Origin of the sequence: Mycobacterium sp. KBS0706 (genome assembly GCF_005938675.2) — a bacterium.
In the GTDB taxonomy this organism is placed as follows: domain Bacteria; phylum Pseudomonadota; class Alphaproteobacteria; order DSM-16000; family Inquilinaceae; genus Inquilinus.
Genome location: NZ_VCCH02000205.1, coordinates 1 through 5,125, shown reverse-complemented (window position 1 = coordinate 5,125; position 5,125 = coordinate 1). Strand labels below are relative to the sequence as shown.

Below are 5,125 nucleotides of genomic sequence, written 5' to 3'. Positions count from 1 at the left end.
GACCCCATGCCGATTTACACTCCTGCCCGGCAGGCCGCTGCGGCCGTCAGCTCCGAACAGAGTTCCCGACTGTGAATGGCGTCGGGGTCCCCGTGCCGATTTGCACCGTGACGACGTTCAGGTGGATACCCAGTGCAGGGAAACCATCCGGAGCCTCGATCCGAGGGGAATCGCGCCGTTCAGGGCGAGCCCATGGCTGGCGAGCATCGCCGAGGAGGCCAATACGGCGTCTGCCGACTGAGCGCTCAATCCCTCGGCCGCGACGCCGAGACACGCTGACAGCGTCTCGAAAACATCATCGAGTGACATGCCCTTCGCCATCGCGTCTGCGGTGGCTTCTGCGATCACGCCGCCGAGAAGGATCTGCTCGGCGGTCGCGGTGCCGTCGTCCCCATTTGCCTTGGTCACCATTGCAGCCTCACGGCTGGGCGGCCGGTAATCACGCGACCGCTCAGCGTTGGCGAAACTCAGGGCGCCTGCGATCCACATGAGCCGCCATTCGTTCCCGGACGGTTGATCAAGAATTCATCCAGAAAAGCAGGTCCCTAGGGATAGAGCGCAATGCAAAAAATCGCCTTATATCATCATACACATGCGCGACTGTGCGCGCATCAGGTGGATAAACCTAGGAGTGATCAATCGAATATTTGTTCAGCCGAAAATGAAAATCGCAAAAGCACCGCGACCGATGTGAGATCTGGGCGCCTATTCATCTTCCGACCGCGCAGAAATCATGCCGTGCGTGGTGGCCCGCTGGTAGGCTCGTGTGCCGATCCCCGGGCTGAACCGCGAACGACGAGGCGGCTGGTCCAGCGGTGACCTTGGTGCCATGCCTTGCAGCAGACAGGGGCGAGAAGGACATTGATGCCGAACACCAGCCCAGCCCAACCGTCATGAGCGATGAGCCGATGTCGGATCGTGTCGCACGTGCCGCACTCTTCTTTGCAGCATTTGTGGGTATGGCTCTCGAAATCGTGGCCGCGCGGCGCTACGCGCCCGCCATCGGTTCCGGCATCGACGCGTGGGCCGCCGTGATTGCGACGGCCCTGGGCGGCTTTGCCCTCGGACATGTGCTCTCCGGCTGGCTGATGACCGGCCGATGGCCGACGGAGCGCATCGTGACGCGCGGCCTGTTTGCCATCGCAACGATTGTTTCCGTCGAGACGGTGTTCGTCCCTCAGCTGCTGTCGGGTCCGGCCGGGATCCGCGCGCCGCTCGGATACCCGCTGATGGTGGCGTTCCACGGTTTGGCCAGCATCGCCACTGGCATGGTCGGCCCGGCCGCGGCGAGGATCGTGATCGCCGGTGGGAAGGGCACCGCCTGCGGCGAAGTCAGGTCACAGCGTCGATATCCAGGGCGTCTTGACCGTCTCGTTCCACGTGGAGAGGCTGGGCACGGCCTTTCAGGGTCGAATGAGGGGCTTTCAGGCACAATGGCCTTCCCCGAGTGCTCCGTCGACCCTGGGAGGCCGCTAGCCGCATTTCCGCTCGCTACACGGACATACCTGTTTCGGCGCCCCACCGACGTCGTTTGGCTTATGGACGCTGCCCCATCCACCATCTCGCCGGCGAACCGCGCACGCTCTAGCCTTTCCGAGGATTTTTGAAAGCCGTGAAGGCGTGCTGTATTCCGCCTATCAATCGTATTTTGAATTCTGCGCACCGATCCGCGCGATGGCACAGGCGGCCCACCTCGCATTGTGGTCCGCGGCCGGCACCGCCGATCCCTTCGGACTACGACCAGCAGCTGCCGCGTGGGAGCTGTTGTCGCGGAGCGAATTGAGCCACGCCCGGCCAGCCTTCGGCATCGATCGGGTTGCCGTCGGCGACAGGGAGGCAGCCATTGTCGAGGCGCCCGTCGCGGCCACGCCGTTCGGCACGCTCCTTCACTTCCGCAAGGATGTCGAAGCGGTCCAGCCCCGGGTGCTGATCGTGGCGCCGCTGTCCGGCCATTTCGCCACCCTTCTCCGGCCTACCGTGCGCACGCTGCTGGCCGAGCACGACGTGTTCATCACCGACTGGCACAACGCCCGCGACGTCGCTGTGTCGGACGGATCCTTCGGCTTCGACGACCAGGTCGAGCATGTCATCCGGTTCCTCGAGCTGGTCGGCCCCGGCGCTCATGTCGTGGCAGTCTGTCAACCTTGCGTCGAGGTGCTTGCGGCCGCGGCGGTGATGGCGGCGGCCGGCCATACCGCCCAGCCACGGAGCATGACCCTGATGGCCGGCCCGGTCGATGCGCGGGTCAACCCGACGAAGGTGAACGAACTCGCGACCGGCAAGCCACTCGACTGGTTCGAGAGAACCTTGATCGCCACCGTCCCCGGACCTCACCGGGGTGCAGGGCGGAAGGTCTATCCCGGCTTCGCCCAGCTCCTCGCCTTCATGCAGCTCGACATCGGCCGGCACCTGCGGGCGCATCGCGATCTCTACGGCCATCTGGCCCGGGGCGAGGCGGAGAAGGCAGCGACGATCAAGGCGTTCTACGACGAGTATTTTTCGGTCGCCGATCTGCCGGCGGAATTCTATCTCGATACCGTTCGCAAGGTGTTCCAGGAGGCGTCGCTGGCGACCGGGGCACTGACTTTCCGCGGCGAGCGCGTCGATCCTCGGGCGATCCGCCGAACCGCGCTGCTGACCGTCGAAGGCAAACGCGACGAGATCTGCGCCCCTGGCCAGACCGCCGCCGCCCACGCGCTCTGTTCCGGTCTTCATCCGGAGATGAAGCGCCGTCTGCAGGCCGCCGTCGGGCACTATGGCGTGTTCAGCGGACGCCGCTGGGAGAGCCGGATCTATCCGGCGATCCGCGATTTCATCCGGTCGACCGACTGATCCGTCGCGAGCCGCGAATAACAAAAATACTACATAATATCGTGGGCAATTGCTCGATACTTCCGTTTGATATCGTTGTCATCGGCCGAAAGAACAATTGTGTGTTGACTCAAAATACTATAGGCGGCAGGATTTTTTTCATTCGGCTGGCGCCGTCTAGGTCGCCCAAAATACGAAACACTTGCGGAAATCGTCTCATACTGTCGGGGCCCTGAGGGGCGCTCGAAGCGTGGCGGCTCGACTTTCATTCAACAGATTCCGATTTGGAGGCCAACCATGAGCAAGCAGGACGACACCGCGGCCGGCATTGCAGCAGCCCTTTCTGCACTGTTCCCATTCACCAGCTCGGCGACGAACGCCGTCGTCCAGGCCGGAAAGCCCTATGTGCAGGCCAGCCTGGAATGGCAGGAGGAGGTGGTCGGCTTCGTCAGCGCGCGGCTGCGCGAGGACCTCGACTTCCACAAGTCGATCGCCGGATCCCGGAATATCGCGGACGTGATCAAGCTGCAGCAGGATTGGGCCACGGCCTCGCTGCGGGCCTATCTCGACGAAAGCGGCAGGCTCGCCGAGATCGCGCGGCGCGCAGCGGCCAGCGGCGTGTCGTCATTGTATGAAACGGCACAGTCCTCTTTGGCGCAAGGCGCGCCCCAAGGGAGTGGGAAGGCCACCCGCACGAGCATCGCCGCAGAGTAGGCCGCTCCCGGAACAGAGCCCGACGACCAGCGTCGCGCCGTCCGCGGCGTATCCGCACGCACATAACTGTGCGAGTCCAGGGAGGAGCGCCCATGTCTGCGCATCACGAAGGCGTTCGCCACGCGCTGTCGCGGAAAGGTTGCTTCGTCGGCGGGGCCTGGCCGATCAGCGGCGCCGCCCTTGCGGCGTTGGTCGATCTCGGCCTGCCGGACGAGATGATCGCGCGATATTTCATGATCGAGCCGCGGTCGGTCGTGGCCCCTGCGTGCGCATTATGGTGTCGAGCGCTCTGCGTCGCCGTCCGGCCAGCCTGACTGACGCGGTTGCTGCGCGGCCACAGGCCGCATCTGTCGCGGCACTCCAGCCCGGCCGGCGGTGTCACGACATCCGGAGATGAGCGCGACGGTTCTGCGGGGCAGGCAGGGGCTGCTGCAGTGGTTGCTTTGAGCAGATCTGCCTCGTCCTTGAGAACATCGACCTGATCGTCGCTGCGGTCAGCGACCGCGCCCCATGCCGCATTGGAGGGTTCAATGGTCGATAGAACGCTTCGCCTGGTCTCGACCAGCAGCTCGAGGCCGGATGCACGCCAGGGCATGATCCTGCCGCCGTTTATGGCTCGGAATCCGGCCGAGCCTGCGCTGGAGGATTTCCAACGGCTGGGGCTGACAATCGCGCACATCGGGGCCGGGCGGTTGCAGCTGACCGGTTGCTTTGCGGATTGCGTCGATCTCCATGTCATCGGCCGACCGCACGAAGCCGAAGACGATCCCGCACCCCTCGTTTGGGACGTGCTGGGCCGCTGGCGTTGTCCGCGCCGGCTCTGCCTGGTCCCATCGGACCTCGACGAGTGGCTCGGGCTGTGCAGCCTCGACGCCTTTGCCCTTCTCCGCGGGCTCCGCAACGATGCCGTCGCTGAGAGCTTTGGTCCTGCGGCGACGGAGGACGGGTTCGACCATGGCGGCAACCGCGTGATCAACCCGTTCCGCGACCGTTTCGGCAACGAGACCAGCCCGGCGAGCGAATACGGCGAGGCCTATCGTCAGTGGCGGGCCTGCTGGAATGGCGCCAACGCTCGGGCACCCGCCGGCAAGCCCAAGGCACACCTCCGATGCTCCAATCAAAGCGGAATTGACGATTTGTGAATCGCCACCGAGACCCATGCCGATTTAGAATTAGTACTTCAGTCGGATTCCCAAGCTGTGACTAGGCGCCGGGTCGTGACCCCTTAATGTCGTGCAAGATCCGCAACTTGCTGCGCCAATCGGCGCCGAGACCCCACTCCGATCTACACCACGGCGCGTTCGACCATGATGGTTTTGGTCATGGTGGCTTTGGCGGCGGAGGACACGGTCGCTGACGATCGAGTCGGCCGCGCGGCCGTACAACCACGTCGACACCTGCTCGGAATTTGTTCCCGACTGCGCCCCGTAACATGTCTGATAAAATGAACCGCGCTTTCATTGGCGCCGGCGACCCGGTCGCTACGATCGAAGCCTCGCGTGGCGGACGGCCGCATCGACCTGCGTGAGGCAGCTCTCCGAAAGGCTGGCATGTCCGGAGTGCGCCATTGATGTGAATCGACGTAAGACCGGGATCTCTT

The 5,125-nt window shown here is 64.2% G+C and carries 6 protein-coding genes; 4 read left to right on the top strand and 2 right to left on the bottom strand.

What is annotated here, in order from left to right; all coding sequences use genetic code 11:
- Nucleotides 1-117: 117 nt before the first annotated feature.
- Entirely contained in the window at nt 118-411 is a 294-nt protein-coding gene (locus FFK22_RS40905; RefSeq protein WP_138893538.1) for a hypothetical protein, read from the bottom strand.
- Nucleotides 412-815: 404 nt separating this feature from the next.
- Between FFK22_RS40905 and FFK22_RS40900 the strand changes: the two genes are divergently transcribed.
- The 3 genes from FFK22_RS40900 (at nt 816) to FFK22_RS40890 (ending at nt 3,525) form a co-directional block, all read left to right on the top strand.
- Complete coding sequence (locus FFK22_RS40900) at nt 816-1,607, top strand: hypothetical protein (protein WP_138893539.1); 792 nt, start codon at nt 816-818, stop codon at nt 1,605-1,607.
- Nucleotides 1,608-1,620: 13 nt separating this feature from the next.
- Complete coding sequence (locus FFK22_RS40895; protein ID WP_138893540.1) at nt 1,621-2,832, top strand: polyhydroxyalkanoate depolymerase; 1,212 nt, start codon at nt 1,621-1,623, stop codon at nt 2,830-2,832.
- Nucleotides 2,833-3,108: 276 nt separating this feature from the next.
- Nucleotides 3,109-3,525: a phasin family protein gene (locus FFK22_RS40890; RefSeq protein ID WP_138893541.1), complete on the top strand. Its 417-nt coding sequence runs from the start codon at nt 3,109-3,111 to the stop codon at nt 3,523-3,525.
- A 103-nt stretch (nt 3,526-3,628) separates the two neighbouring features.
- On the opposite strand, the gene FFK22_RS40885 is transcribed toward FFK22_RS40890, so the two are convergent.
- Nucleotides 3,629-4,120: a hypothetical protein gene (locus FFK22_RS40885; protein ID WP_138893542.1), complete on the bottom strand. Its 492-nt coding sequence runs from the start codon at nt 4,118-4,120 to the stop codon at nt 3,629-3,631.
- On the opposite strand from FFK22_RS40885, the gene FFK22_RS40880 reads away from it, so the two are divergent.
- Entirely contained in the window at nt 4,119-4,667 is a 549-nt protein-coding gene (locus FFK22_RS40880; RefSeq protein WP_138893543.1) for a hypothetical protein, read from the top strand. The genes FFK22_RS40885 and FFK22_RS40880 overlap by 2 nt on opposite strands.
- The last annotated feature ends 458 nt before the right edge of the window (nt 4,668-5,125 follow it).